35 protein-coding genes and 6 other RNA genes are annotated in these 22,624 nt (G+C 68.4%); 34 read left to right on the forward strand and 7 right to left on the reverse strand.

Going from position 1 to position 22,624, the window contains the following annotated elements; translation table 11 throughout:
- Positions 1 to 38: 38 nt before the first annotated feature.
- The 6 genes from ACGF07_RS00570 to ACGF07_RS00595 form a co-directional block, all read right to left on the reverse strand.
- Complete coding sequence (locus ACGF07_RS00570; RefSeq protein WP_392894236.1) at positions 39 to 506, reverse strand: hypothetical protein; 468 nt, start codon at positions 504 to 506, stop codon at positions 39 to 41.
- Positions 499 to 1,641, reverse strand: coding sequence for a hypothetical protein (locus ACGF07_RS00575; protein WP_392894238.1), 1,143 nt, complete (start codon positions 1,639 to 1,641; stop codon positions 499 to 501). Before ACGF07_RS00575 ends, ACGF07_RS00570 begins: the two co-directional genes overlap by 8 nt.
- On the reverse strand, positions 1,638 to 3,077 hold the full coding sequence (locus tag ACGF07_RS00580; RefSeq protein ID WP_392894240.1) for a phage portal protein: 1,440 nt from the start codon (positions 3,075 to 3,077) through the stop codon (positions 1,638 to 1,640). Before ACGF07_RS00580 ends, ACGF07_RS00575 begins: the two co-directional genes overlap by 4 nt.
- 27 nt (positions 3,078 to 3,104) lie before the next feature.
- The gene (locus ACGF07_RS00585; RefSeq protein WP_392894242.1) at positions 3,105 to 4,007 is read right to left on the reverse strand and encodes a hypothetical protein; all 903 of its coding nucleotides are present in this window, start codon (positions 4,005 to 4,007) and stop codon (positions 3,105 to 3,107) included.
- Between the two features lie 136 nt (positions 4,008 to 4,143).
- On the reverse strand, positions 4,144 to 4,758 hold the full coding sequence (locus ACGF07_RS00590; RefSeq protein WP_243469284.1) for a hypothetical protein: 615 nt from the start codon (positions 4,756 to 4,758) through the stop codon (positions 4,144 to 4,146).
- Between the two features lie 17 nt (positions 4,759 to 4,775).
- Complete coding sequence (locus ACGF07_RS00595) at positions 4,776 to 5,114, reverse strand: hypothetical protein (protein WP_392894244.1); 339 nt, start codon at positions 5,112 to 5,114, stop codon at positions 4,776 to 4,778.
- A gap of 779 nt (positions 5,115 to 5,893) precedes the next feature.
- On the opposite strand from ACGF07_RS00595, the gene ACGF07_RS00600 reads away from it, so the two are divergent.
- From ACGF07_RS00600 to ACGF07_RS00765, 34 genes are all read left to right on the forward strand, one after another.
- Positions 5,894 to 6,859, forward strand: a complete 966-nt coding sequence (locus tag ACGF07_RS00600; protein WP_392894246.1) for a hypothetical protein — start codon at positions 5,894 to 5,896, stop codon at positions 6,857 to 6,859.
- A gap of 27 nt (positions 6,860 to 6,886) precedes the next feature.
- Entirely contained in the window at positions 6,887 to 7,696 is an 810-nt protein-coding gene (locus ACGF07_RS00605; protein ID WP_392894248.1) for a hypothetical protein, read from the forward strand.
- Positions 7,697 to 7,863: 167 nt separating this feature from the next.
- The gene (locus tag ACGF07_RS00610; RefSeq protein ID WP_392894250.1) at positions 7,864 to 8,499 is read left to right on the forward strand and encodes an HNH endonuclease; all 636 of its coding nucleotides are present in this window, start codon (positions 7,864 to 7,866) and stop codon (positions 8,497 to 8,499) included.
- Positions 8,500 to 9,780: 1,281 nt separating this feature from the next.
- Positions 9,781 to 10,032, forward strand: coding sequence for a hypothetical protein (locus ACGF07_RS00615; protein WP_392894252.1), 252 nt, complete (start codon positions 9,781 to 9,783; stop codon positions 10,030 to 10,032).
- Positions 10,032 to 10,095: hammerhead ribozyme type II (locus ACGF07_RS00620), an RNA gene on the forward strand. Before ACGF07_RS00615 ends, ACGF07_RS00620 begins: the two co-directional genes overlap by 1 nt.
- Positions 10,096 to 10,115: 20 nt before the next feature.
- Entirely contained in the window at positions 10,116 to 10,922 is an 807-nt protein-coding gene (locus ACGF07_RS00625; protein ID WP_392894254.1) for a hypothetical protein, read from the forward strand.
- Positions 10,923 to 10,938: 16 nt separating this feature from the next.
- An RNA gene (locus ACGF07_RS00630) (hammerhead ribozyme type II) lies at positions 10,939 to 11,005 on the forward strand.
- A gap of 19 nt (positions 11,006 to 11,024) precedes the next feature.
- On the forward strand, positions 11,025 to 11,417 hold the full coding sequence (locus ACGF07_RS00635; protein WP_392894256.1) for a hypothetical protein: 393 nt from the start codon (positions 11,025 to 11,027) through the stop codon (positions 11,415 to 11,417).
- Positions 11,418 to 11,424: 7 nt separating this feature from the next.
- Positions 11,425 to 11,511: hammerhead ribozyme type II (locus tag ACGF07_RS00640), an RNA gene on the forward strand.
- A gap of 21 nt (positions 11,512 to 11,532) precedes the next feature.
- Positions 11,533 to 12,279: a DUF2786 domain-containing protein gene (locus ACGF07_RS00645; RefSeq protein ID WP_392894258.1), complete on the forward strand. Its 747-nt coding sequence runs from the start codon at positions 11,533 to 11,535 to the stop codon at positions 12,277 to 12,279.
- 4 nt (positions 12,280 to 12,283) lie between these two features.
- The gene (locus ACGF07_RS00650; RefSeq protein WP_392894259.1) at positions 12,284 to 12,484 is read left to right on the forward strand and encodes a hypothetical protein; all 201 of its coding nucleotides are present in this window, start codon (positions 12,284 to 12,286) and stop codon (positions 12,482 to 12,484) included.
- A gap of 24 nt (positions 12,485 to 12,508) precedes the next feature.
- On the forward strand, positions 12,509 to 12,760 hold the full coding sequence (locus ACGF07_RS00655) for a hypothetical protein (RefSeq protein ID WP_392894261.1): 252 nt from the start codon (positions 12,509 to 12,511) through the stop codon (positions 12,758 to 12,760).
- Positions 12,757 to 13,152, forward strand: a complete 396-nt coding sequence (locus tag ACGF07_RS00660) for a hypothetical protein (protein WP_392894263.1) — start codon at positions 12,757 to 12,759, stop codon at positions 13,150 to 13,152. The genes ACGF07_RS00655 and ACGF07_RS00660 overlap by 4 nt, the downstream gene beginning before the upstream one ends.
- Before the next feature lie 9 nt (positions 13,153 to 13,161).
- Positions 13,162 to 13,226: hammerhead ribozyme type II (locus ACGF07_RS00665), an RNA gene on the forward strand.
- 18 nt (positions 13,227 to 13,244) lie between these two features.
- Complete coding sequence (locus tag ACGF07_RS00670; RefSeq protein WP_392894264.1) at positions 13,245 to 13,796, forward strand: antirestriction protein ArdA; 552 nt, start codon at positions 13,245 to 13,247, stop codon at positions 13,794 to 13,796.
- On the forward strand, positions 13,777 to 14,121 hold the full coding sequence (locus ACGF07_RS00675) for a hypothetical protein (protein ID WP_392894266.1): 345 nt from the start codon (positions 13,777 to 13,779) through the stop codon (positions 14,119 to 14,121). The genes ACGF07_RS00670 and ACGF07_RS00675 overlap by 20 nt, the downstream gene beginning before the upstream one ends.
- Positions 14,122 to 14,180: 59 nt before the next feature.
- Positions 14,181 to 14,250, forward strand: an RNA gene (locus ACGF07_RS00680) — hammerhead ribozyme type II.
- Between the two features lie 21 nt (positions 14,251 to 14,271).
- Positions 14,272 to 14,460, forward strand: coding sequence for a hypothetical protein (locus tag ACGF07_RS00685; protein WP_392894268.1), 189 nt, complete (start codon positions 14,272 to 14,274; stop codon positions 14,458 to 14,460).
- Positions 14,457 to 14,693 carry a hypothetical protein gene (locus ACGF07_RS00690; RefSeq protein ID WP_392894269.1) on the forward strand — a complete coding sequence of 79 codons (237 nt, stop codon included), beginning with the start codon at positions 14,457 to 14,459 and terminating at the stop codon, positions 14,691 to 14,693. Before ACGF07_RS00685 ends, ACGF07_RS00690 begins: the two co-directional genes overlap by 4 nt.
- Entirely contained in the window at positions 14,683 to 14,916 is a 234-nt protein-coding gene (locus tag ACGF07_RS00695) for a hypothetical protein (protein WP_392894271.1), read from the forward strand. Before ACGF07_RS00690 ends, ACGF07_RS00695 begins: the two co-directional genes overlap by 11 nt.
- Positions 14,913 to 16,157: a DNA cytosine methyltransferase gene (locus ACGF07_RS00700; protein WP_392894273.1), complete on the forward strand. Its 1,245-nt coding sequence runs from the start codon at positions 14,913 to 14,915 to the stop codon at positions 16,155 to 16,157. Before ACGF07_RS00695 ends, ACGF07_RS00700 begins: the two co-directional genes overlap by 4 nt.
- Complete coding sequence (locus tag ACGF07_RS00705; RefSeq protein WP_392894275.1) at positions 16,157 to 16,342, forward strand: hypothetical protein; 186 nt, start codon at positions 16,157 to 16,159, stop codon at positions 16,340 to 16,342. Before ACGF07_RS00700 ends, ACGF07_RS00705 begins: the two co-directional genes overlap by 1 nt.
- Before the next feature lie 11 nt (positions 16,343 to 16,353).
- Positions 16,354 to 16,677 (forward strand): hypothetical protein, encoded by a 324-nt coding sequence (locus tag ACGF07_RS00710; protein WP_392894277.1) that lies wholly within the window; start codon positions 16,354 to 16,356, stop codon positions 16,675 to 16,677.
- A gap of 15 nt (positions 16,678 to 16,692) precedes the next feature.
- Positions 16,693 to 16,756, forward strand: an RNA gene (locus tag ACGF07_RS00715) — hammerhead ribozyme type II.
- 18 nt (positions 16,757 to 16,774) lie between these two features.
- Positions 16,775 to 17,395: a hypothetical protein gene (locus ACGF07_RS00720; protein ID WP_392894278.1), complete on the forward strand. Its 621-nt coding sequence runs from the start codon at positions 16,775 to 16,777 to the stop codon at positions 17,393 to 17,395.
- A gap of 15 nt (positions 17,396 to 17,410) precedes the next feature.
- Entirely contained in the window at positions 17,411 to 17,983 is a 573-nt protein-coding gene (locus ACGF07_RS00725) for a hypothetical protein (RefSeq protein WP_392894280.1), read from the forward strand.
- Between the two features lie 55 nt (positions 17,984 to 18,038).
- On the forward strand, positions 18,039 to 18,488 hold the full coding sequence (locus tag ACGF07_RS00730; protein ID WP_392894282.1) for a hypothetical protein: 450 nt from the start codon (positions 18,039 to 18,041) through the stop codon (positions 18,486 to 18,488).
- Positions 18,485 to 18,913, forward strand: a complete 429-nt coding sequence (locus ACGF07_RS00735) for a hypothetical protein (RefSeq protein ID WP_392894284.1) — start codon at positions 18,485 to 18,487, stop codon at positions 18,911 to 18,913. The genes ACGF07_RS00730 and ACGF07_RS00735 overlap by 4 nt, the downstream gene beginning before the upstream one ends.
- Positions 18,914 to 18,928: 15 nt before the next feature.
- A complete protein-coding gene (locus ACGF07_RS00740; protein ID WP_392894285.1) occupies positions 18,929 to 19,165 on the forward strand; it encodes a hypothetical protein in 237 nt (78 codons plus the stop codon).
- The gene (locus ACGF07_RS00745; protein ID WP_392894287.1) at positions 19,162 to 19,422 is read left to right on the forward strand and encodes a hypothetical protein; all 261 of its coding nucleotides are present in this window, start codon (positions 19,162 to 19,164) and stop codon (positions 19,420 to 19,422) included. The genes ACGF07_RS00740 and ACGF07_RS00745 overlap by 4 nt, the downstream gene beginning before the upstream one ends.
- A complete protein-coding gene (locus ACGF07_RS00750; protein WP_104651074.1) occupies positions 19,419 to 19,598 on the forward strand; it encodes a helix-turn-helix domain-containing protein in 180 nt (59 codons plus the stop codon). The genes ACGF07_RS00745 and ACGF07_RS00750 overlap by 4 nt, the downstream gene beginning before the upstream one ends.
- A 44-nt stretch (positions 19,599 to 19,642) precedes the next feature.
- Positions 19,643 to 20,923, forward strand: a complete 1,281-nt coding sequence (locus ACGF07_RS00755; RefSeq protein WP_392894289.1) for a tyrosine-type recombinase/integrase — start codon at positions 19,643 to 19,645, stop codon at positions 20,921 to 20,923.
- 286 nt (positions 20,924 to 21,209) lie between these two features.
- Positions 21,210 to 21,491, forward strand: coding sequence for a type II toxin-antitoxin system Phd/YefM family antitoxin (locus ACGF07_RS00760; protein WP_100588909.1), 282 nt, complete (start codon positions 21,210 to 21,212; stop codon positions 21,489 to 21,491).
- Positions 21,488 to 21,742: a Txe/YoeB family addiction module toxin gene (locus ACGF07_RS00765; RefSeq protein WP_189271094.1), complete on the forward strand. Its 255-nt coding sequence runs from the start codon at positions 21,488 to 21,490 to the stop codon at positions 21,740 to 21,742. Before ACGF07_RS00760 ends, ACGF07_RS00765 begins: the two co-directional genes overlap by 4 nt.
- A gap of 114 nt (positions 21,743 to 21,856) precedes the next feature.
- Here the strand turns inward: ACGF07_RS00765 and ACGF07_RS00770 are convergent, their stop codons facing one another.
- A complete protein-coding gene (locus ACGF07_RS00770; protein ID WP_392894292.1) occupies positions 21,857 to 22,549 on the reverse strand; it encodes a hypothetical protein in 693 nt (230 codons plus the stop codon).
- Between the last annotated feature and the right edge of the window lie 75 nt (positions 22,550 to 22,624).

Raw genomic sequence — 22,624 nt, forward strand, 5'->3', positions numbered from 1 at the left:
GTCGGCACAGGGGTCAGAAGAAGGAAGGGGGCATGGCGCTAGAAGCGCCGGGAGCGGCGAGCGAGCTTGCGCGGGTCCATCTCCCCGTCGTCCTCGTCGGACGGGTTCAGGCCGCCGCCCAGGGATTCGGGTGCCGGCGGGGCGAGGAAGGACTGGAGCGCCTTCGCGTCGGCCTCCAGCTCCTCGACGGTCGTGCCGCGAAGCCGGGCCGCGAGCGCCTCGGGCAGCTCGAAGCGGCGGACGACCTGGGCGACCACGAGGGAGTGCTCCAGCTCGGCGTTCTTCGCCTTCACCTCGGCGAGCGCGGCTTCGAACTCCTCGGTGCTCTTGGCCTCGGTCAGCCGCGACTCAGCGTCACGCAGGCGTGTGCGATACGACGCAGCCTCAGTGCGGACCTTCGACAGCTCCTTGCGAGCCCAGTCGGGAAGTTCGTCCTCCGGCGACGGGGCGGGCGGGGGCTGCTCGTCGGGCTTGGTCTGGTCGTTCGGGTCGTTCTGCTCAGACACGGGTCACGCCTCCTGGGCTGTGGTCGTCGGGGGGCCGCGCCGCCTGGGCTTCGGCCTGGTGGTGTGCGCGCTGCTGGGCGCGCAGGAAGCGGCGCCAGGCGTTCAGCGCGGCCTTGCCGCTGTAGCCCTTGGTGACCTCTGGCCACAGCGCCTGGTACTGCCGGTTCAGCTCGAACAGGCCGCTGCCGTCGAACTGGTCGCGGCGGAAGACCGGCTCCGCGTAGCAGTGGCAGTTGTCGTGAAAGAGGTCGCCGTCCTTGTAGGTGGCGGACCGCTCGCTCTTGTAGGCGACTCCGCGGCTGATCAACATCGCGCAGAAGCCGCACGGGGTGCCGGTGCGGGACAGCCGCACGTACCCGAGAGCCCGGCGGTCGCGGCTGGTGTGGTTCCAGATCGCCGACCGGCCGCCGTTCATCGCGACCCGGGAGGCGGCTCCGGCCTGCTGGGCGGCCGCTTGGCGGTGGGCCTCCTCGCGCTGGCGGTCCGCGTCCTTGGCGGCCTGCTGGTCGTCGACCTGCGCCAGCCGCTTGTCCAGGTTGCGGGTGCCGAGCGCGTCGAGCACGGTACGGAGTTCCTCCTCCGCCTCCCGCTCGATCCGCTCCTCTTCGTCGCGCAGGCCCTCCAGCTCCTCGACGAGGATGCGCTCCCAGTCCTCCGCGTGGTCGTCGAGCTGGTGCTCGTCACCGTTCTGCAGCGCCTCCCGGGCGTCGTCTTCGATGCGGCTGGCCTGCTCGCTGATCGGCTGGTCGGCAGCCTTGTCCAGGCGGTCGGAGCCGCCGGTGGGCGGGGCCGGGGCGGGTGCCTCGTAGGTGCCGGCCAGGGTGGCGAACTGGCGGCGCAAGTCGCCGAGCGTCACCGTCGAGGGCTCCGGGTGGTACGGGTCGGCGACCGTCGTACCGGTCTGGAGCGCGCGGGCGAGGCGGTAGTAGGCGCGGGCCAGGTCGCGGGCCATGCGCCTGCGGCCCATCACCAGCGTGATCGCCCGACGCAGCCAGCCCGACGCCGTAGCCGCGCGTTGCGCGGCCGGGACCTCCGACCAGAGCTTGAACGCCTCGGCGGTGGTCTCGACGCCGATCTGGCTCAGGGCGAGGTGGAACGCCTGGGCCGCCTGGTCGGCTTCGGCCTGCCGCTTCACGCCGCCACCGGGGCAGGCCGGGCCGCCGGCTCAGGCGTTGCCCGCTTGAGAGCGCTGGCCAACTGGCCGACCGAGTCGTCCTGTTCGGCCTTGTGCTCCCAGTCCTCCAGCTCGGTCTGGGTGACTCCGGGCACGCGGGCCCACAGGCCGCGGGCCGGGATGCCGAGCTGTTCGCGGAGCTTGCCGAGCGCGTCGGCGGACTGCGCGAGGCTGCGGGACTCCATGTCGCGCCACATGACCTCGCCCCGGTAGTCCCCGGCCGAAGTGATGTTGCCGGACAGCTCGGCCGCGAGCCGGAAGACCCTCTCCCACGACTCGCCGAACGCGACGCGGAACTCCGCGATCTTCCTACTCAGGGCCGTCTCGGCTGCCAGGAGAGCCTCGGCACTCAAGTTGGCTATCTGGCCCAGGAGATGGTGCGGCGGGGTCTGGGAGACGGCACTCAGGTGCCGCACGGACATGTCGATCGAGTCGATGAAGCCCTGCAACGGGGTCTCGTCCAGCGAGCCGAACCGGACGTCCGGGTCCTCGGCGAACAAGAACCGCTTGGCGTTGTGGTTGATCGGCAGCGGCACGGGGTTGCCGGCCGCGTCCAGAACCGGCTCGCCCGTCTCCGGGTCGCGCTGGATCGGCGGCGCCATGCCGGAGACCGTCCGCACCTTCGTGGACCCGTAGGTCTGCGCGAGGAGCAGGTCGAAGACGCTCTGGTTGATGCGGTCCTGGAGGGCGATCATCGGCTCGATCACGCCGACGGTGCGGCCCTCCAGGTCGACGGAGGCGGCGAAGCGGGTGACCGGGCATTCGCTCGCGCCGTGCCGCCGCAGGTCCGAGACGGTGACGCTGTCCGGGTCGTCCAGCGACAGGAAACGCACCACGTACTCGTTGCGGGCGTCCCACAGCCGGGCCCGGCCCGGATCGTCGCCCATCGGCCAGGTCACGACCGTCAGCGCGGCGAAGGGCGTCTCGTCATTGGCCGGGTCCTCGAACAGCGCGGCCGTCCGCAGCGCGGACAGGCCCTTCGTGCGGACCTGCCCGTTCCGGGCCCGCTCGGTCAGCGTGAAGCTGTGGCCGTACGTCAGCGCGCCCCGGTACACCGCGGCCTGCCGGGCGTCGAGCCGACTGCGCTGCCAGTGCTCCCACTCCACAGTCGTGGAGTCCGCAGCGGCCGGCACGCCCCCGCCCGACTCGCCGGGCCGGAAGGCGTCGACGTACAGGGCCTGGGCGGGCGTCGAGACGAGCAGGGGCATCCAGTTGGACACCGCTCGCCGGGCCAGCAGCCGGTACTCGTCGTCGGCCTGCGGCGGCATGTACGGGTCGTCGTGCTGGCCGTGGAGGTAGTCGTCGATCCGGCGCAGTCGGGCACCGTCGCGGCCCAGGACGGCGAGGAGCTGCCGCGCGAGCGCGGCAGGAGAGACGGAGGCGGCCAGGGGAATCACCGCCTTCGTTGCACTCTTACCATCGGGTCACAGGAAGAAGCCGCGGCCGGAGCGGACGCGGACCTTCTTGCCTCGGGCGCGCAGGTCGACGAGGCACTCGTGCGCGAGCATCAGGGCCGCGTACAGGTCGACCTTGCGGGGGCTGTCCTTCGACTCCTTGCCGAAGCTCAGTCCGTAGTTGTTGGTGCGGCGCACCGCGTTGAGGGCGTGCCGGCGCAAGGCGCGGTCGCCGTCGTGGCGGAGCTTGCGGTCGAGGATCGAGCGCAGGAGACGCTCGTGCGCGAGGGTGCTGGCCTTGAGCGAGGAGCGCATGTCCCAGCCGATCGCGTCCCGGCCGGGGGCCTTCACGGCCAGGCCCTCGCCGTAGGTGTCGGACCACTCGGAGATGTAGGACTCCCAGAGCGCGACGTCGGCGTACATGCCCTGGACGTTGAAAACGCGGAAGGCGTCGTGCACCGCCGAGTCGACCAGGTCGCGGGGGACCTCCCAGCCGTCGCCGCGCGGGCCGTCGGGCTTCTCCCACAGGCCCAGCACGAAGGCGGTCATGTCGCTCACGCGGAGAGCCACCAGAGCTGTGCTGTCGTCGCGGAGGCCGCCATCGAAGCCGATCACGATCTCGTCGCCGGGCTTGAGCACCTTGGCGTCGTCGCGGAGCACGTCCCAGTCGGCCGGGCCGAGGAGGGCGTCCTCGGAGGCGACGATCTGGTTCAGCCACATCCGGCGCGAGCGCGAGGGCGCCAGCGTGGTGTCGAGGATGGACTGGAGGATCGTCTCGACCCGCAGCCAGACGGCGTCGCCGCGGATCTTCGGCAGGACGATCCGGATCGCCTCGGGCGTCAGCGGGGTCGCGGGGTGGGCCTCGATCGAGTCGTACATGAACCCGATGTCCGAGGCCCGGCCTTCGCGGATCTTCTCGAATGCCTCGCGCATTCGCTCGGCGACGGAATCCTCGCCGGGAAGATATGCGTTGGTGATCGCCAGATAGCGCGAATCTTTCTTCGTCGCGTTTCCGTCGATCGTTTCGTACATGCGGTCGCCGCCATTGCCGGTGACCCAGTGGTGCGTTTCATTGAGAACGGTGAACGTGGACTAAGGAGCGCGCGCCTTCGAGGGCGCGGTAGCTGCTTGTCACCGCCTCAAGTCGTTGGCGTCCGCCGTGGGCGCGGATCAGCTCGGCGCCGGCCTTGATGCCGTACGTCTCGATGAGCTTGTCGCTCATGAGGCTCGGCATCAGCGTCATGGTGTTGCGGGTCTGGTCGCGGCTGACGGCCGCGATCTGCACCCACGCCTGGGGGTGCGGCACGCCGACCGGCCGGCCGTCCTCGTCCCAGTGCGAGAAGCGGCTGGGGCCGACGAACTCGACCAGGGCCACAACTGCCAGCAAGGGGTCCTTGCCCCAGCCCTTGAGCCGCTGCAACACACCCTTGCGGTAGACGAAGCGGCCGGTGTCGTCGACCGCGTACCACCAGAGCACCCAGCGCAGTTGCTCGCGGGTGAATCGCCAGGGGCCGCCGTCCTCGCTCTTGAGGTACTCGGCGGCCCAGCCGGCCACCTGCCAGCCGATGGTGTGCTCGGGAAGCGTCCACGAGCCGTCCGGCTCCCGCAGCCACGTGGGCCCGAGGAAGCTCGGTTCGAGGGCGTCGATCTCTTCCTCGGTCAGTGCGGCGGGGGCCTTCGGCATGCGGCTCACCCCCGGCGTTACTCGGCGAGTCCGAGGTCCTTCTTGTAGTCGGCGATGGCGAGCACCGCGGCCGACTGGACCTCGGGCTCCGGCTCGTGCAGCTCGATGCGCACCCGGCGCCGGTCGCCCTCGGACACGAGGAGGCGCTCGAAAGCGGAGTAGATCGTCTGGAGCATCTGGCCGCTCCGCTTACCGGCGTTCTTGTAGTGGCTCAGGTCTTCGCACAGGGAAAAGGCGAAGGCCCAGTCGGAATTCTGGTAGAAGTCCGACTGGCCGGAGCTCTTCAAGGAGTCCCACAGGCGCTGGGCGATCGGGTGCCAGTCGGGGTCGCCGTCCGGGATTTCCACGTCTCGCATGACGCCCTTGGTGACGGGCTGGATATCGCTGCCCTTGCGCTCTCGCGGACGGGCGAGGTCCGCCTCTCGATTGGGCACGGGGCCGGGCACTCGCCACCTCCTTACAGCAGGCCGGGATGATCCTCGGTCCTGCGGAAACGCCGATCGTTGCGGCGTCTGGCGGCTGCCAGCGCGGCGGCCCCTTCTCTGGACGACTTGACCCGGTGATGCCACCCGCAGAGCGATTGAAGGTTGGCCTCTCGGTGGTCGTCACCGGGTCGGATGTGGTCCACGTCGGTGGCCGGCTCGGTGCAGCGCACGCCGTAGTGGTCCGTGGCGATGCACCGGTGGCCGTCTCTGGCCAGGACGCGACGCCGTATCTGCGGCCAGTTCGGCGGCAGGCGAAGCCGTCTGTCAGACGTAGTCCAGGACACGAGCCTCCTACGTCAGGCCCGAAGGCAACGGCGAAGGGCTTCGGCAAGCGGCCCCCGGAAGGGGGCCCAGCGGGAAGCGGCAACGGCAAAGGGGCTTCGAGGAGTTGGGCGCCGGAGGCGCCCCCAAGGGGAAGCCTCTACGACTTCAGCCTTCTACTCATATATACGGAGCTCGGGCCTGGATCTGGAAATGCCTCCGGCCGTGACGGCGATCACACTCTTGCGATGCCCCCTCTTGGATCAAGTTCAAGTCTTGCATTCGGAGTGACACTCTTACTATCGTTCGTTCGACAACCCGTCAGACGCAACGGGCCCCGGAAGCGCGCCTACGCCCCCAGGGCCCTGACCTAGAGATGAGTCCTCTAGATGCGAGTGCATCGTAACCGGCACGACCGCGCCTTCGTCGTCGTGCCCAACGCCGCAGCCCGTCACGACCGGCTCTCGCTGGCCGCAGTCGGCCTGCTGGTCCGCCTGCTGTCCCTGCCGGACGGCACCGCCGTCACGATCGAGAAGATCACCGAGCAGGTCGACGAGGGCAAGACGGCCGTCGCCAAGGCGTTCAAGGCGCTGGAGGGGGCGGGATACCTTCGCCGCCAGCGCTCCCAGGACCGCGATACCGGCCGCTGGTACACCCAGACCCACGTCTCCGACATCCCGATGGCCCACATTCCGGCGGTCGGTGAGCCGGAGGTCCGGAGTGTCGGCCATCTCCCCAAGGGGGAAAAGCACCAGGTAAAGAACCTCCTCCCGAAGCCCACGCCGAAGAGCGACGGCCAGCGGCCGGACGCGGCCGGCACCGAGGAGGAGGAGACCAAGTCCCAGGACGAGCAGGCCCAGGCCGCCCCGGCTGACGCCGAGACCGGCCGGGCCGCTGCGGTCCTCGCCAAGCTCGGCGACAACGACCGCCGCCTCGCGCTGGGCACCGCGGATGTTCTCCGTCTGGCCCCGCTCGCCGCCGAGTGGCTCGCCGAGGGCCACAGCCAGGCGAAGCTCCTCGCGGTCCTGACCGCCCGGCTGCCGGAGCAGATCGACTCCCCGGCCGCGCTGGTCGCCTACCGCCTCAAGACCCACCGCCCGGCCCAGCCCGCGCCGTCCATGCCGAAGCCCGCCCCGGCGCCGGACACCCGCGCTCGCTGCCAGCAGTGCGACGCTCCGTTCCCCGCCGGAGTTATCCACAGCCTGTGCAAGACGTGCACCGTCGAGGCCCGGCGTGACCAGGCCGCGACCGTCGGCGGCGACGCGGCGGGACTGCTAGCCGCCATCCGCCAGCGCCGCGAGTCCGGCGCCTTCGCCAAGGGTGCCAAGTCCCGGTTCATCCCGGCCGCCGCCTGATCGCCGACGCACAGAGAGCTCACGCACATGCATTCGATGCACATGCCCTGGTACGCCCGCGTCGTCTTCACCGCTGGCAGGCCGTTCGTCCTCGTGGCAGCCCTGGTGATGTCCGTGCCCGGCGAGATCCGGATGGCACAAATCGCCGGGTGGCACGGCTGGGTCACCTGGCTAATGCCGGTGTCCGTGTCCGTCTACGCCGGTTGCGCCGCCGTCATCTCCGAGGTCGGCCGCCGTGCCAAGGGGCCCGGCCGCACCACTGCCACCATCGGCGCCGGAGCGGCGCTCGGCCTGGCACTGGCAGCCCAGGTGATGGCACACCTGATCGACCAGGGGTACATGACCACCTCCGCCCTGCTGGTGGCCGGCGTCTCCTCGGTGCCGCCGTTGGTGGTGGCACACATGCTGCACATGGCAGCGACCCCGCCCGCGACCATGACCGCCGAAGAGCGGATGCGCGAGCTCCAGGAGGCGCTCGCCGACGCCCTCGCCCACCTCGCCGACGCGATCGACCGCGAGGGGCGGGAGCTGGTGTCCAAGGCACACGGCGTGCGCAACGGCTACGAGGAGCTCGTCGAGGAGGCGGACGAGTTGGCAGACGAGGCGGACGAGACCGCCGATGAGTTGGCAGGCGAGCTGGCAGAGACCGGTCTGGCAGAGCGCCAGCCGCGACGGCGGGGCCGTGCCAGGAAGGCCGTCCCGCCGGAGGTCGTCAAGGAAGCCGTCGCCGCGATGCAGGCCGAAGGCGAGAAGGTGAACGGCCCATCGCTGGCGGGACGCCTCGGCTGCTCGGTCCGCTCCGGCTACCGATACCTCGGCCAGGTGCAGGCCGCCTGAGTACCGTCGTTGCGCCGCCGCCCGCACCTACTGGCGGCGGCGCTCGATCACCGAGTGTCAGTGGTCGCGCCTACGCTGCCATTCGAGCGTGGAGACATTCGGGGTGGAACGTGGCCATTAATCGGGACGAGATCCTCAGCAGGGATCGAGGCGCCCAGGCTCTTTGGGTGTGGATCGCCGTCCTCACCGGCAACAACCGTCGGTGTGTCTACTGCGACGAGCACCAGTCACAGACGCTGGACCACGAGGACCCCTTGGCTCGTTCGGGCCGCGACATCTGGTGGAATCTCGTGCCTGCTTGTGACAGGTGTAACCGGTGGAAGTGGGCTAAAAGCGCTGCTGCGTGGCAGGCCGAAATGAAGCTGGCGTACGAGCACCCGCGCGCCGGCTTCCCCAGGGCACAGCTACCCCTGTCGGTCGCGAAGGGGATCAAGGACCGGGTGTCGCAGGTGCAGCAGGAGATCGGCGATATGGCTCGACTGCGCTGGTTCGAGCACCACTACGGCGATGAGAAGACGCCACGGCTGCGGGCCGGCAAGCATGAGTACGTTGAGCGTTGCGTGAAGGAGCTCGATGGTTACCGCTACCTGCCGTGGACCTACCCCGAGTTGAGGGAAGGAGCGTCGTACTGTACGCGCAGCGTGTGCTGTGGCCACCGGAATCCCAATGCCCGCCTTGAGTACATCACCTTGCCCAAAGAAGACCGGCAGAGACTACGGCAAGCCGCCCGCGATGAGGGCCTCTTTGTCGGCGATCTCCTTGCACGCCTCGTGAAGGCGTACCTTGCCGAAGGCGCACGCTGACCGAGCTGAAACGAAGGTCGAGCGCGAGCCCTGCGACTGAACGACCTTGGAACCGTGGCAGAAACCGAGCGGCTAAGACGTGGCGGTCAGCGAATCGCTTCTCCGGGGGTCATACCCCCACCCCCTACCGGCCGGGTCGCGATGCTCTAGGGTCGCGCGTCGCGCGGGCACACTCGCCCCCCACACCCCCGAAGGGGAACGCGCGCGTATGACCGGGCCAGCAAGGGCCGTACAGGCCGTCACGGGGCCGCTCAGGGCCGCGCCATATGGCCTCTGACCTGCGCTTATAGGGCCCGACTTGCAAGAGTGTGACTAGATGCGTAGTGTTCTCCCCGTCGCCACCGCGGGACGCCAGCCGCAAGGCAGGGCGAACTACCGGAAGCGGCAAGCAAGTTGAGCGAACGTAAGAGTTGCGAACGCAAGGCCAGCCCACTAGGGTTGGAACCAACGCCGAACCCGGGCAACCGAGAACGGGCCGCAAGAGCGGCGCCGCCGGAAGGATGGGCAGGCGGGATCGCAGCGCCGGATCGTAAGAGTTGCGAAATGTGGGACCGGCCCGATAGGGTCGGGCTCGACGCCAGACCGGCCAGGCCGGAAGGCGCACAGATCTTGAGCTTGACGCTCACCCGGCCCCACCCCTTCGGGGGAAGGATGTCGCAGCCGCCAGTAGGTGGTGTGGGTGAGTGCAGGGCACAGGTGGGCTCGAAGGGGCGCGTACGGAGGCGGGGCATCTCGCCGGTGATGGAAGCGCTTTGGAGACGACGCCGAACCCCTGGGGTACAGCCAACGTAACAGGCAGTGGCGCGGACTTTCGTCCGCACGTCCCGCCCGTACGGCCTTGGTGAAGCCGCGAACCGTCCCGACCTGTCGGGGTAGGCGTGGTGGGGAACTGTCCACGGATGCCCGTGGGTGGTGGTGTCAGGGGAACCGTGCGGACTTCCGAGGTCAGGGCTCACCGTTCACTCGAACGGGCCGGAGAGATCCGGCCGGAACGAAGCGAAGCGGCCGGGGAAACCGGCCAGTCCTGCGGGTGGGGACGGTGAGCCCGGTGGTCGGAGTAATCCTGCCGCTGAACCCCGAGATGAATCACCCGAGTTGAAAACTGTCTGGCCCGAACGGGCCGGGTGCCTTCCGGACGCCACAGGGCGTAGGTGCGAAGCCGCCGGAAGGTTCTACGCGCTCCGATTGTAAGAGTGTAACTAATTGGAGAGTGCTCGCCGCCCGTCGTCCGACGGTGCGGCATGAGGCCAGGCTCTGCCCGGCGACACCTTGAGGAGAAGCATGAACATCACCATCACCCCCGTGACCCTGGCCAAGGCCGCCACCCCCGCGATGAGCGCCGAGGAGACGATCGCCAACCTGACCGAGCGAAACTTCGAGCTCGGCCGGCTGCTGGACGCCGCCCGTGCCGAGATCGCCCGTCGCGACCTCTGCGACGACATCTGGACGACGGTCTTCGTCGGCCTGATCGAGCGGATCGAGGAGCTGGAGCTGATGGCCGGCGCCCTGGATGTCGCGGTCTTCAAGATCTGAGGCGAAACGCCCTTCGGGGCGTCCGCCCGGGGTGGTGCCCGGGTGCTGATGAGCCAGCCGCTCAACGCTGAGAGTGAGACAACATGAGCCCCCGTACCTGCGACGTGGATGACGAGGTGCTGGCCGAGTACGCGGCCTACCTGGAGGACGACTGCCGGTGTTGGCCGTCGTGGCGAACCTCCTGGCGCAGTCGGGGCGAGGTCCCCACGCACGTCGAAGTGTTCACCTACACCGAGTACCCCGCGAACCTCGGGGACAAGTCCAACTTTCGCACCGCGGCCACATTGATCCGGTGTGCGGCTGACGAGGACTGCGAGGGCACCGAGAACTCGGACGAGCAGGTCGTCCAGATTGACGGCTCTGCCATCCACTACGGCTCTGCCTACAGCCTGTACGTCCAGGTGTACGAGGGCGGGTGCGGCGTGGAGTGCCCCGGTACCCACGCCGAGGAGTGCGAGCCGGGCTGCGACCCTGACATCGACTTCTGCTTCGGTGACGCCTGCGAGGGTGATTGCAAGGGCACCCGCACGTACACCAGGGCATTCCGTGAGGCGGTCTCCCTGGCCGAGTACGTGAAGTGGGGATACCCCTTGCTCGACGAGGACGACCACTCCGAGCTGGAGTCCGAGGTGTTCGAGGAGAACCTCCAGGAGGCCCTCCACGAGGCCCGCAAGGCGTACGACCTGGACACCGACGAGGACCACGAGGCGATCGTCGAGCACGCCAGCGAGGACCTGTACGAGCTGAAGTACGAGGGATCGGACGGCGAGGTGTCCTGGATCAGGACGGCCGAGGTCTACGCCGAGCATCGCGACGAGTACTTCCTCGGTCTGGCCCGGGAGATCCTGCGGGGTGCCATACCGGGCCAGATCGAGCTGATCGCGGCCTGATTGTAAGAGTGTAACTGCGCGAAACGCCCCCTCCGGGGGCGTCGTCCCGGGGTGGTGCCCGGGGCCTGACGAGCCAGCCGCGCACATCGAGATGAGGTCCCCATGATGAAGACCCTGCGCAAGCTCAACCCTTGGGCGGCTCGCCGCGCCGAGCGAGAGGCGTGGGCGCGCACCTTCACCTATGCGAGCGACACGATCCACAAGCTTGACCACGAAGTGGCCGTGCTGCGCTCGGCTGTGGACGAGTTCGCCGACATGTTTAACGACGGCATGCTCGCCTCCATGGTCGGCGGCAAGTTCACCTGTGGTGAGGCCGATGCGCTGGTCCGCTTCTTCGCTCGGGTCGGCCGCGAGGAGGTCGCCGAGCTGTGGCTGGAGTGCCACGCCGAAGAGGATGACGACCTCGACGACCTCCACAAGAACTTCGACGACGAGGAGAACCCGAACGGGACGGTCGTCGACCTGGGCGAATACCTCGTCGCACTGGCCGCGTAGGCCCACAAGGCGAAACGCACACGTCTGCCCGCGAGATGGCCGGCGTGTGCGTCGCGGGGGAGTGGTGTCCCCCTCCTGACGATGCCAGCCGCATCCTGCGATTCCCGAGGTTCACATGACGACCCAGAACAACCCCATGCTCGCCAAGGTCCGGGCGATCCTGGCCAAGGCCGAGGACCCTGCGGCCTCTCCCGAGGAGGCCCAGGCGTACTTCGCCAAGGCCGCCGCGCTGATGGCGAAGTACGGAATCGAGCGGGCCATGCTCGCCGACGCCAAGCCGGAGACCGACCGTCCCACCACGCGAGTCATCGTCGAGAGCGGCTCTTACGTGCTCGACCGCGTGAACCTGCTGATGTCGATCAACGAAGCGCTCGGCGGACAGTCCGTCCGCTGGCGCGTCTGGGATTGGGGCGCCCGCAAGTACGTGCAGAAGGTCGAGCTGCACGGCTTCGAGTCCACGCTCGACCGCGTCGAGATGCTCTACACCTCCCTCATGCTCCAGGCCCTCAACGGCATGAAGCACGGCACGCCCGGCATGGGCGAGTCCACTACCGCCTACCGCAAGACCTGGCTCGCCGGGTTCCGCAGCGCGGTGTACAAGCGCCTGACCGACTCCGAGCGCCAGGCCGCCGCCGAGGCCGACCTCACGCTCCCGGCCGGCAGCCGCCCGGCCGAGCTCGTGCTCAGCTCCCGCGACGACGCGATCCGCGCCCTCTTCAAGGCCGCGCACCCGAAGGTGCGCACCCCCGCGAAGCGGCGCCTGAGCGGCTCCGGCTGGAACGCGGGCAATGCTGCGGGCAAGCGCGCCGACCTCGGAGACAACCACCTCGCGAACGCCCGCCGCACCGCCCTGGCCGCGTGATCCCGTGATCCGCCGCCACCGCCGATTCCTCCTCACCCTCGCCGCCGGGGCCCTCCTTCTGGGAGCCCCCATCCAGTACGGCTACGACGCCCGGCACCAGGCCCACGCGGCCGTCACCGACTTCAACGACGGCTTCGCCGACTCCAAGCGCGACGACTGCGAGCAGGGGTTCGTCCCCGCGTGCCAGTGGCTCGACGCTCGCTGACCACCCATCCGAAAGGCAGTTCACATGGATCAGATCAAGACCCTCGCTCGCGAAGTCCTCGCGATACACCGAGAGGTGGAGGAGTGGCGGGAGGACCACGACCCGGGCTCGCAGGAGTGGTACACCCTGGTCAACCTCGCCGACGTGGCGGCCCGACTCGTCTTCGCTCTGCCCGTCGAGATGCTCCCCGAGGAGGAGGTCCGCACCCCGAGCCCTCGCGAGTACCAGGTGCTCGACGAGCTCATGGCCGCACTCGACGAGGCGGGCAACCGATGAGCTGGAAGTACGAGGTGCTCGTCTGCTCGGCGCCGGACAACCACGACGACTCGTGCGACCTGTGGACCCCCGGCGACACCTTCTTCGACTACGGGTTCCGTGACGCCTTCAAGGCCGCAGCCACCCACGCCCACGCCATCGTCCGCACGGTCAGCCCGTACAACGGAAACACCCGCACCGCCTTCCACCACATCGAAGGTGGCGGCCTGTGCGAGTGGTGCGGCCCGGCCACCGGCCGCCGAGGCCCGTGGATGCGCACGCCCGCTGAGGAGCGGTTCATGTGCGAGCCCTGCGTGACCGACGCCCAGAACTCCATGGACGCCCTCCACAAGGCGAACGGCTGGTCGCGCAGCCGTTCGTACTGGCCGGTCCTGGAGAAGGCCGAGAAGTAGATCCCGCCAAGGCGAAACCCCCGAAAGGGGGTCGCGGGGGAGTGGTGTCCCCCGCCTGACGAAGCCAGCCCTACATCGAACTGTGAGGACACATGCCCGCGACCCTGACCGCCATTGACGCCCCGCGCGTCTGGATCGGCTGCCTGGCCTGCTACAACGCCGGCTATCTGACCGGCGACTGGCACGACGCCGACGTGGCCGACCTGGTCACCCCCGAAGACCTGCACTCCAAGCCGACCGACCACGAGGAGCTGTGGGTCATGGACCACGAAAATTTCCTCGGCCTGATCGAGGGCGAGTGCTCCCCGTCCCACGCCACCGAAATGGCCGAGCTCCTGGCCGAGATCCCGGCGAACGAGCGGCAGCCCTTCGCCATCTGGTTCAGCACCTACGCCGACGACGACGCCGACCCGGCCGCAGCCGTCGAGGAGTTCCGGGACGCCTTCATGGGCGAGTGGGACTCCGAAGCCGACTTCGCCCGAGAGCGCGCCGCTTTGCAGATGACCGAGGAGGAGAAGGAGCTGACGACCTGCTGGCCGTTCAACGCGATCAATTGGGACTACGCCGCCCAGGAGCTCTTCAGCTCCGGCTTCGACGCCGAGGCCGCTCCGGGAGGTGGGATCTATGTCTTCTACATCGGCTGACTGGCGGCCGGCCTGCCTGGAGTGCGGTGCCGTGCCCGAACTCCTCGACGAGGACCTGACCTGCGGCCCGTGCCGCATCCGCATTCACCTGAAGGACCAGACCGTGAAGAAGACCGTCAAGTTCTCGATCGAGCGGACCACCGAGGCGGAGGTCGAGCTGGAACTGACTGTCCCCGCAGAGTTCCTCGACGAGGACGGAGAGATCCGCGACGAGGACGGCTTCTGCGAGTGGCTCAACGACAACCCGGGTGAGTGGGAGCTGTCGGAGCCGTTCTTCGAGGAGGTCCAGGACACGACGGTCCTCGAACTGCTCAACAGCTACTGAGCAAGCCGAACAACCACGGCGCCCGTCCCCCGATCTGCCATGACTGCGGGACGGGCGCCAGGCGAAACCCCGGTGGTGAGCCGGGGTCGGGGCGGGGTGGTGCCCGCCTCCTGACGATGCCAGCCGACATCAATCAACCGAAGGATACCCATGAAGCACTATGTCTGGTGCGGCCCTTGTGGCGGTGCGATCATGCACGCGACCCCCTCTGGCGAGTTCTCCTGCATCCGCTGCGGTGCCTCCGCGGACCCGGACATCGACCTCATCTTGGATGAAGACCGGACATGGGGCGTCGACGAGTTCGGCCGCCTGTACGGAACCGAGGCTGCGGCCCGATGAGCTACCGCCTCCACCTCCCTCTCGACTTCGAGACGCCGACCGAAGCGCTCGCCTGGTTCGACGAAGGTCAGCGCCAGGGCCTGGTCCCGGCCGACGTCGACCTGTTTTACCCCGATGCGCTCGACACTGCCCAGCACGGCTTCACCGTCCGGGACCTGATCGTCCGGCGCTCCCGCGACCGGATTGCATCGCTCGCCGTCCGTGCCGGCCGGGGGGTGCGCCGTGGCCGTTGACTACGGGAAGTGCGCCTGCGGCTGCGGGAAGTCTCGCCTGGTCAAAGTCCGGATACCGGCGATCACCATCACGGTCGACCGTGACCGGTGGGCCGAGGAAGACGGCGCCGGGCCGGACGGAGGTGCGGTCCGCAAGGCCGTCATCGAGTACGTATGCAGCTCCGTCCACGACCTGTCGATGCTCGAAGTCACCGAGGCCATCGTCAAGATCGGCGACCGATGAGCACAGTCGTCCTTCCAGACCTGGAAGAGCTGGTCGATCTCTCACTGGAGGAGCTGGAGCAGCTCGCCGCCCCCTGGCCGGCACGGTGGCTCCTGCCACCCAAGCCCGGTGACCCGGAGCGCGTCGTCTATCTCTTCGCCGGTCCTGGCGGCCTCGAAGTCGGTACGCGGGATGTGCTCGGTCGTGAACTCGACATCATCGGCGTCGAGTTCAACAAGGACGCTGCCGCGACCGCGATGAAGGCCGGGTTCCGGCGGATCGTCGCCGACGTGCGAACGCTCGACCCGAACCACCCAGCCCTGCGGTGGACTCGCGGCCTGATCGTCACCGCGCCGTGCCAGTGCTGGACGCCCGCAGGCAAGCGGGCCGGCCAGGACCCGCGCAACCAGCAGATCCTCCTGGACATGTTCGCCTGCGCGTGGGAGGCCACCGTCGGCGTCTGGGAGGAAGGGCGCGAGTGCGCGGACGACTGTCCGGACGGCTGCGAGGACTGCTGGGACGGCTGGTCCGGCCCCATCTACGGCATCGACGAGGTCCGCGCCATGGCCAAGGACCTGACCGACGATCGGATCGGCCTCCTCGCCGAGGTCGTGATCTGGGGCCTCGCCCTGTCCGTCGCCTCGTACGACTTCGGGTGGATCGCCATGGAGCAGTCCAGCGCGCTGCCGCAGGTCATCATCGACGGCATCCGCGAGGAGTTGAAGTGCGCCGACTGGCTGTCCGTGAACTTCCAGGTCCTGGACGCCGTCGACTACGGACTGGCCAGCCGCAGGCGGCGAACGTTCATGCTTGCTGCGCGGCACTCGTACTCCGTCGCCAGTACCCGGCCCGAGAGCGCGATCCCCGCCACCACGGCCGCACAGGCCCTCGGCTGGCCGCCGGGCGTGCGGGTCAACACCCGGGGCGTCCGCAAGACCGCGGGGGGCAACTGCTGGAGCGCCGACAGACCCGCGACCGCCATCACCAGCAAGATCCGCGGCTGGTACTGGGAGCACGACAAGGAGAGACGCTTCTCCCTCGACGAGGCCGCCCTCCTGGCGGGGTTCCGCCCCGGCTACCCGTGGACCGGCTCCCGGTCGAGCTGCACCCAGCAGATCGGCGACGTCGTCGCGCCCCCCATGGGCGCCGTCGTCCTCGGAGCACTCCTCGGCATGGCCTGGGAGGCCCGGCTCCGCGAGTACCTCGCAGAGATCTACAACACCCGTCCGACCGTCCGGACCGAACACGCATTGGCAGCCTGATGAACACCACCGCGACCGAGCTGGAAGTCCACCTCGCGTGCCCGCTGTGCAAGTCCACCCACATCACCCTGAACGTCCGCGAGTGGGCCGTCTGTGACACCTGCAAGTACGGCGACATGTGGGGCCAGTTCATGATCTGCAACTGCTGGGGCTACGACTGCCCGGCCATCCTCAATTACTCCTGAAAGAGAACGACATGAGCAGCTACACCGACACCGTCACCCTGACCGATGGCACCACGCTGAAGATCCGCACGGAGCGCGGAATCACGGGCACGGTCTACCGCGAGATCCCCAGCCGCCAGCGCCCGGCCGGCAGTCTCATGCGAATCGGCAACACGATGCACCTCGTCACCCGCGGCTACCTGACCCCCATCGTGCCCGACCGCTGGTCCCGCGCCGCCGACGACAAGGAGGGCGCCGCGATCGCCCTCGCCTTCTTCACCGAGAGCGCGGAGGCGTGCATCGAGCACGCCAAGGCCGAAGGCATCCCGGTCGAGCAGTGCTACTCGACGATTTGATTGTAAGAGTGTGACCGGCGAAACCTCCGGAAGGAGGTCGTCGCGGGGTGGCGCCCGCGGCCTGACGAGCCAGCCACCAACAAGCAAGGAGATACACATGGCCAGCGACCTGCTGATCGAGCGCCTCGGCGACGCCGACCCGCGCCACCGCGCCTTGGACCCCTGGACGACCACGTATGCCGTGACCGGCAGGCGGATCTCCGGCACCGTCGAGATTGCCCCCCGGTACCACGCGCACGGCTGGGAGTTCATGCCGACCGACCTGCACGTGGCCTACGGCTGGGACAAGTACAGCCGCCACGTGGGCACCCTCCACGTGAACGGCATCCAGCTCGAAGGCGCACTGCACATGTCCACGAAGACGCCGCCCCGCTGGGCGCTGATCACGATCCGCCGCGTCACGGAGGGCTCGTACGGCGAAGCCCCTGACGCCACCCAGCGACGCAGCCGGGAGATCCTCCAGGCCGTCGTGCAGGCACACGTCGAGGACGAGCAGCACGCCTACGAGAAGGCCGCTCAGTACGCCCGGCACCTGCGGGCCAGTCGCCTCCGCGAGCTCCGCGCCAGCGAGCGCGAGGCCCTGCGGGCTCTTCGCGAGGCCCAGGCCGCGGTGCATACCGCTGGCGCCCGGATCGACGAGCTCGAAGAGAACTTCGAGTGGCTCCTCGACCTGCATGCCCCCCAGCCCTCCATCCCGGCCGTGCCGTTGGATGCCTGACCTCAGGAGACAGTAGTGACCACCGCGATCAAGATGCCCCGCCTCATCGGCCTCTCCGGCCTCGCCCAGTCCGGCAAGGACTCCGCGGCCGACTTCCTCGCTGAGCAGGGCTGGAAGCGCCGCGCGTTCGCCGACCCGCTTCGCGCGATGCTGTACTCGCTCGACCCGCTCGTGCCCAGTCCGAACGGCGACTGGCCCATGCGGCTGCGGGCCGCCATCGACGGACTCGGTTGGGACAAGGCGAAGATCCAGATCCCCGAGATCCGTGCGCTCCTCCAGCGCCTCGGCACCGACGCCGGCCGCGCCACCCTCGGCGAGACCGTCTGGATCGACCAGATGTTCCGTCAGCGGACCTCGTGGGGGCCGACCGTCATCACCGACTGCCGCTTCCCGAACGAGGCCGACGCAGTGAAGAAGCACGGCGGCCTGGTCGTCCAGATCATCCGGCCGAGCCAGAAGCTCATCCAGGACTCCGGGCACGTCAGCGAGCAGGCGCTCGCCGGATACCCCTTCGACGTCACGATCCTGAACAACGGCACCCTTGCGGAACTCGGCGACAGCATCCGCGCGGTCGCGGCACGAATGTAAGAGTTGATTCGACCCACCCATTGAGATAGTGTGACTAACGAAGAAAGGGGACCCCTTGACCAGCACAAACACCCTCGTTCGCACCCCCGCGATCCTGGACCAACTGCCCATCGGCATCGAGGTCCAGGACGCGGACGGCGACAGCGGGACCAAGACCGCCGACGGCTTCGCCGTCGTTGGCTGGAAGACCCCGCTGGACGCCGACTGGTTCAACTACCCCGTGACCGTTCTCAACCCAACGCCGGCCACCTCCAGCCTCGTCGCCGACCTGTCCAGCGAGCTCAGCCTGCACTCGGTGCTCGAAGAGCTTCGGCAGCTCCTCGACAAGGCCGAGGCCATGTACCAGCGCCAGGACGCCGCGATCGAGGCCCTGGCCAGCCGGCCGGGCCTCAACACCGCCAAGATCGAGCGCCTCGAAGCCCGCTACGACCGCGAGGCGGCCCGGATGCTCGATGAGGTCCTCTCCGTCATCGAGACGCTCACAGACCGCCGGGGCGGCCCATGAGGCTGACCCCCCGCAAGGAGGAAGTCTCCGCGGTCAAGGCGCTGCTGGAGTCCGAGGACTTCGACAACGCCGACCAGATGGCCAAGGCCGTCATCAAGGAGGTGGGCGAAGTCCTCCAGATGCGCGACTGGTACGCCCTCGCGCACACCTGGAAGGACGGCACCCGCGGCCTCAACTGGGCCCCGTTCGGCAACGAAGCCGAGGCCAAGTCCTTCGCCGACAAGATCGCCATCGGCGGCACAGCGCGCCTCGTGAAGCTCTACTCGCCCGGCGTGATGCTCGCCAACATCGACGGCAAGAAGGGCTGGAAGGGCTACTGCCAAGACTCTGAGTGCGGCCACGCCCCCTTCACCCACTCCACGGTCAGCGCCGCCCGGGGCGCCTGCCACATCCCCACCTGCCCCTGCGGGCAGTTCCGAAAGTAGACGGAGGAACCGGCTATGACGGCAAAGACCGTCGACTTCAGGGCCTGCCCGTGCGGGTCGAAGCGCGCCTACGAGGACGAGCACGACGCCGCCAAGGCGCTCGGCAAGGCCCAGGCGAAGCGCTCCAGGATCGCCGACCGCCGGGGCACCGGCCGAGGCATCCGCCACGAGAGCCGCACCTACCAGTGCGACTACGGCATGTACCACCTGACCTCCCAGTCCCGCACCCAGTACCTGGGGGTCGCCGCTTGACCCCCACCGAGGCCGCCCTGGCCAACGGCTGGAGCTGGGTGCTCGGGATCGGCGGCGAACAAACCCGCTGCTACCCCGCCGGCACCACGTTGCCGCCGGAGACCGCAGAGGAAGCGCTCGCCGAGATCGCCTGGCGCCTCGGCCTCCCACGGGCCGATGTCGAGCAGATCCTCGACCGGATCGACCAGCTCCGCCGCGACTGCCGCACCGCCCTCCGGGCGGCCGTGCTGATCACCCACGGAGCGGATGCCGGATGAAGGGCGGCAGTAACAGCCTCCTCACCCCGGCTGAGGTCGCCGACTGGCTCAAGGTCAGCGAGATCACCGTCAAGAACAAGTACCGAACCTGGGGCCTTCCAGCACAGAAGGTCGGCAGACTGCTGCGCTTTCGCGAGCGCGACATCGTGACCTACCTCGACAGCAGATACGGGTAGCACCAAGCAGGCCGCATCGCCCCACCAGCACAGAAAGGGGCCACGTGGCCACCGTCTTTCAACCCTGCAAAGAGGAAGAGCAGGACCGCTTCTACCCCTGCACGAAGGCCCGCTGCGGTCACAAGTGGCTCGTCCGCTACCGGGAGCCGGGCGGGCGGGGCGGCCGGCAGCGCGAGAAGTCCTTCGCCAAGAAGACCGGGCCCGACGGCGCCGACGCGTTCGCCAGCAAGGTCGAACACGACAAGGGCATGGGGATATACCTCGACCCCCAGCGAGGCGCCATCACCGTCCGCGCCTATGCCAAGGAGTGGCTGGAGCGGCAGATCCTCGCAGAGGGCACCTTCCGGAACTACGAGGGCTTCCTCCGGAACCACTTGATACCGCACCTCGGGCGCAAGACTCTGGCCGGACTCGCCAAGCTCGACTTCGAACGGTTCGTGGCCGCCCTCCACCGGAAGGGCGAGGGCATGGCCGCCTCGACGATCAATGATCGGATGAACATCCCGATCGCGATGCTCGAAGCGGCGATCGTCGAGAAGCGCATCTCCGAGAACCCGGCCAAGGGCGTCAAGATCCCCAGGACGAGCAGCATCGCCGTCGACGAGGACGAGATCCCCACCCTGGAGGAGGTTGACCTCCTCGGCACGCACATCTCACCCCAGTACCGACTGACGATCTACCTCATGGCGGGCGCCGGACTGCGGCCCAGCGAGGCTCTCGCCTTCGCCTGCGAATGCCGCCGCACCGAGTTCATCCGAATCCGGTGGCAGGTCAGCGCGAAGGCCAGCCGCGGTGACAGCCGGACCCGGTTCGTCCCGCTGAAGCACCGCGCGGAAGGCGAGTACAGGGATATCCCGATCGCCCCGTTCCTGGACGAGGAGATCGACGCCCACGAGGAACAGTGGGCCCCCATCCCGGTGCCGTTCAAGGACAAGGCTGGCAAGGACCGGGAGCTCGAAGTCTTCTTCGCCCCGCGCGAGCGAGGCAAGGGCACCATGCCCACGGCCAACACCTTCGGCTACCACTTCAAGAAGGCGTCCATCGCGGCCGGCCTCGTCGACTCGAACGGCAAGCCGAAATACACCCCGCACTCGCTCCGGCACTTCTTCGCCTCTACCGCCCTCGCGAACGGAATTCCGATCCACGAGGTTTCCCGCTGGCTCGGCCACAAATCCATCAAGATCACCGTGGACACGTACGGGCATCTCGTCCCGGGGGCCTGGCACCGCTGCCGCGAGGTCATGCAGGCCGCCATGCGACCGGTACCGTTGGCCGTGGAGAGCCCGGCCGCCACCGACGCCGATGGCTACGAGCCTGTCGCGTAGCTGTGCTGACCTGTTCCGCCCGTGCTGATTCTGTGCTGACTTGGGCCCTCAGAATCGACGTTTCCGCAGGTCACAGCGTTGTGGTGGAAGTTCCGCTTCAACGTGTGATCGTTTGATTGCTTTGAGATGGACCGATCTGTCGCATTCGCAGGTCGGACGGGGGCCCGCCTCCTTCGAGGTGGGCCCCGATCTCTTCTCCGTGCTGTCGTGGTGCTGACTTCTTCGGCCCGTTGCATCCTCGCGAGTGGTACGTTATGTGGTACCACTGATGGAGGGAGTTCAGTCCATGTCGATCACTGCCAGCGAGGCACGCAAGGCTCTCTTCCCGTTGATCAAGAAGGTCAATGACGATCACGAGGCCATTGAGATCGTCTCCAAGCACGGAAATGCCGTACTCGTGTCGGCCGAGGACTATGCCGCCCTGCGTGAGGGCTCCTACCTGTTGCGCTCGCCGGTGAATGCCCGCCGCTTGCTCAAGGCGTACGAGAACGCCCTTGGCGGCACAGGGCTTTCCGAGCGGGAGCTCATCGACCCTGATGCGGCGGATGGCGAGAAGGGTGCCGCGTGAGGCTCGTCTTCGAGGAGGCCGGCTGGGAGGACTACACCTCCTGGCTCAAGAACGACCGCAAGATGCTCGCCCGGATCAACAAGCTCATCGAGGACGTGTTGCGCGACCCGTTCACTGGCATCGGCAAGCCCGAGCCGCTGAAGTACCACTTGCCCGGGGCCTGGTCGCGTCGGATCGATGACGAGCACCGCCTCGTCTACTTGGTGACAGACCGGGAGATCATCGTTCTGGCCGCCCGCTACCACTACTGATGGCTGGCTGCGAGTTCGAGTCACCGTGCTGATTCCGTGCTGACTTGGGCCCTAAGAATCAACGATTCCGCAGGTCACAGCGTTGTGGTGGAAGTTCCACTTCAAAACTCGCCGTCACAGGACAGGTAGGTGGCGGCCTCGGGGTGCGCGGCGATCCTTCGGAGGAGTGCGTCGTCCGAGAGGGCGACCGGGTTGAGGGCCCTGGCGACCGCAGGGGTGAGGGGGGTGTCCGGTGAGGACGTGGCGGATGGCGTCGAGGGGGACAGGGCGCTCGTAGTAGCCCTCGAAGTGGGCCTGGACGGCCTCGGGGGAGCGGTCCGCGAGGAGGTGGAAGAGGAAACCGGAGCCGTCCGGGTCCTCGCTGCCATCCGGGAAGGCGATGGTCGAGCCGGTGCGCCAGGCGGTGTCGCCGCTCTCCCACCACAGGCAGGCGGTGACCCGAGGGGCGTCGATGCCCTCGTCGTGGAAGGCGGGCTCGTCCAGGAGCGGGCGCAGTGCGGCGGGCACTTCGTCGATGACACCGGGCCAGACCTGCTCGTCGTCCGTCGCGTACGGACTCATCTCCGACTCGTGGTCGAAGCCGCGTATGAGCACGCCGGCCGGGGTGAACAGGACGGAGAAGTCGTCCCCCGAGCCGTTCTCCATGAGGGCCGCCTCCACGCCGGGGCCCCAGGTGCAGTCGAAGGTGTACTGGCAGAACTGCGGATCGTCGCCGATCGCCGCGTCCAGGACGGCCAGGGCGCGCAGATGTGCACGGAGTCGGGCGGGGTCCGGAAGGAGGGCGGCGGTCTCGTGCACGGTGCTCATGGCGCCATGGAAGCACCCGTCACTGACATGCGGCGCGGCCGTCCGGACAGTCGTGCTCCGACCTTCGGCGGCTCG

This window comes from Kitasatospora sp. NPDC048194, assembly GCF_043202455.1.
In the GTDB taxonomy this organism is placed as follows: domain Bacteria; phylum Actinomycetota; class Actinomycetes; order Streptomycetales; family Streptomycetaceae; genus Kitasatospora.